The organism is Streptomyces sp. KR55 (genome assembly GCF_052245645.1).
Lineage (GTDB): Bacteria > Actinomycetota > Actinomycetes > Streptomycetales > Streptomycetaceae > Streptomyces > Streptomyces flavusporus.
The window spans coordinates 1-3,028 of the sequence record NZ_JBQQCE010000748.1; the positions used below are offsets into that span (position 1 = coordinate 1).

Consider the following 3,028-nt stretch of genomic DNA (forward strand, 5'->3'; position numbering starts at 1 on the left):
CGTTGCCGCCGTCCATGCGCAGCGGCGTGATCGTGTAGCCGTCGCCCGCGTCGGCGCGCTGGCCGGTCTGCTTGCCGGTGGCCAGGTCGAAGACGACGATCTCGTTGGTCCGGCTGTACTCACCGGAACCGTCGTGCTCCTCGGTCGGCAGGTACAGCCGGTCGTTGCCGATCGCGATACCGGAGCAGTCCTCGATCCGGGTGATGCCGTCGCACTCGGCGGCGTAGTTGTCGCCCGGCGCGGAGATACGGGTGAGCAGCTTGCCGGTCTTGTTGTCGATGGAGAAGAAGTCCGAGATGCCGCTGCCGTCGCCCGCGGAGTCGCCCACGTCGGCCGCGACGACCAGCGGGTCGGTCGACACGACGCTGGCGTACTCGATGCCCCTGGCCATCTTGTACTCGGAGATCACCTTCCCGGACTTCGGGTCGATGGTCTGGATGTGCAGCTCGCGTGCGTCGTACGAACCGCACTTGCGGACGGCGACGAGCTTGGCGCCGCCGCCGTACCCGGAGTCGTAGCAGGTGTCCGCCGGCTTCGGCGTCCACAGCGCGTCGCCGGTGGCGAGGTCGAAGGCGGCACCGCCACTGGAGCTGCCGACGGCGACCGTGTTCGCGCTGACGGTGACGTTGTCGAAGCTGATCGGCTGGTCACCGGAGGTGGCGGTCTTGGTCCACAGCTTCTTGCCCGTGTCGAGGTCGATCGCCGCGACCTGGCTGCAGCCCTCGGAGGAGTTCTTGGCGGGCATCTTCGGCTGGAAGAGGACGGCCGTCTTGTTGTCCTGGGAGACATGCCGGCCGGCCTCGCAGACCGGGCCGGGCAGCGGGATCGTCCACAGCTTGGTGCCCTTGTCGGGGTCGTAGCCGACGATCTCGGCGATGCCGCTCTTGGCGTACACCTTGTCGGTGAGCCAGGAGCCCTCGACCACGACGCTGTCGTCCTTGGCGACCTCGGGCTGCGGGATCTGGAACAGCACCTTGGAGCTGGGGTCGGACGGCACCTTCTCCGAGCCCTTGGAGGAGCTGCCGCCGGTGCCGCCCTTGCCGTCGCCGGTGCCGCCGCTGGAGCTCGCGGTGTCGTTCTTGCCCTCGTCGCCGGCGGAGTTCGCGTACCAGACGCCGCCGCCGATGATCACGGCGATCGCGACGACGGCCGCGACGATGATGAGCAGCTGCGCGTTGAGCTTCCGGCCGCCCCCGGCCGGCCCGCCGGCCTGCAGGTGCATCGGCTGCTGCGGGTAGCCGTAACCGGGCTGCTGGCCGTACGGGTTCGGCTGCTGGCCCGGGTAGCCGTACGGGCTCTGGCTCGGCTGCTGGCCGGGGTAGCCGTAGCCGGGCTGCGGCGGGCCCTGGGGCGGCTGCTGCGGTGCGGCGGCGGGCGCCTGCGGGTAGCCGTAGCCGGGCTGTCCCTGCGGAGGCTGCGGGGGTTGCGCGGGCTGCTGGGCCGGCGGCGGGGGCGTCTGCGGGGACTGGGGCGCGCCGAAGCCGGGTGGCTGCTGCGGGGGCTGGTTCTGGGGGGACTGCGGGGCGCCGTAACCTCCCCCCTGCGGGGGCTGGTTGGGCGGCGGGGGCGGCGGCTGGGTCATGACGTGGGTACCTCGGATGAACGGGGACGGAGGAAGTCGGGGGAGCGCGTCACTTGCCGTAGGCGAGCATCAGCTTCTCCTTCGCCTCGTCGTCGCCGGACAGGCGCGTGGAGGAGAGGTAGAAGCGGCCGTCCACCCAGGCGATGTCCCGCGAGAAGAAGCTGTCCTCGACGTCCGCCGCACCGGCGGGGTTCTGCAGGAGCTTCGCCGGCTTGTGGCTGCTGCCGGTCGTCGGGATCGACACGATCTGGCCGCCGGCGTCGTACGACGCCTCGACGTAGGCGATGAGCTTGCCGCCCTCGGTCTTCAGCGGCAGCATCGACTCGTCCGCGGGGGACTTGACGCGCCACTTCTCCTTGCCGTTGGCGAGGTTGATCGCGACGATCTCGTTGGCGCCGCTGGTGGCCTCGGTGGGCAGGTAGAGCGTGTTCGCGTCGGCAGCGACGCCCACGCAGCCGGTCAGGTCGCGCTGGAGGACGGACCAGCCGCACTCGGGGGCGAAGTCCTCGTCGACGCCGACCTGGGAGCGGAACCCGCCCTTGGCGTCGAGCGTGGAGATGTTCCAGGCGTCCTTGTCGTCGTTGGTGCTGTAGACGACCAGCGGGTCCACGGAGTAAGTGCGGGCGACCCGCCAGCCCTTGTCGAACTTCTGGGTCCACAGGACCCGGCCGGTGCGCGGGTCCAGCTCCTGGATCTCGTCGTGCTCGTTCGACGTGGCCGCACCGCAGGACGCGACGGAGATCAGCCGGCTGCCGCCCGCGAACGCGGACGGGAAGCAGGCGTCGCCGTACTTCTTCTTGTCGAACAGCTTGTCGCCGCTGGCCATGTCGTACGCCGTGCCGGACTGCGAGCGGCCCACCATCAGCGTGTTGCCGGTCAGCGACAGCTCGATGGTGAGCGCGCTGTCGAACAGCGCGCCGTCGGCGACCTCACCGCTCCAGCCCTTCGCGCCGGTGTTGAGGTCGACCTGCTGGATCTGGTTGCACTTGGCGCGGTCACTGGCGCCGTTCATGTACGCCACGACGATCTTGTCGTCGGCCGTCTTCTGCGGGGTGACCGCGCAGATCTTCTGCGGGAAGGTGATGGGGTCCCACGTGGGGTTGCCGTCACCGACGTTGAAGGCGAGGAGCTGCTTGTACGCCGCCTTCACCGCCGCCTTGTCGGTGATCCACATACCGGGGGCGTCGGCGCCGGAACCGGGCGCGTCGGGCGCCTCCTTGTACCAGAGCACCTTCGCCTCGCCCGCCTGGCGGCCCGCGTTGAGGTCCTCCGGGTCCTCGCCGCCGTCACCGCTTCCGTCCCCAGGGTTGACCGGGTCGTCGGAGGCGGTGGGCTTGGCGTCGTCGCTCGGCCCGGCGACCGGCTTCTTCTTCCCGTCGTCGTCACCGCCGCTGGTCACCGCGAACACGGTGCCGCCGATGACGAGCAGCGCCGCCACCGCGGCAC

At 70.5% G+C, this 3,028-nt stretch carries 2 protein-coding genes; both read right to left on the reverse strand.

Annotation, left to right across the window (positions count from 1 at the left end):
• A partial coding sequence (locus ACTWQJ_RS49420; protein ID WP_443312894.1) for an outer membrane protein assembly factor BamB family protein occupies nucleotides 1-1,582 on the reverse strand: 1,582 nt, incomplete at its 3' end.
• A 49-nt stretch (nucleotides 1,583-1,631) separates the two neighbouring features.
• The coding region (locus tag ACTWQJ_RS49425; RefSeq protein ID WP_443312895.1) for an outer membrane protein assembly factor BamB family protein at nucleotides 1,632-3,028 on the reverse strand (1,397 nt) is incomplete at its 5' end.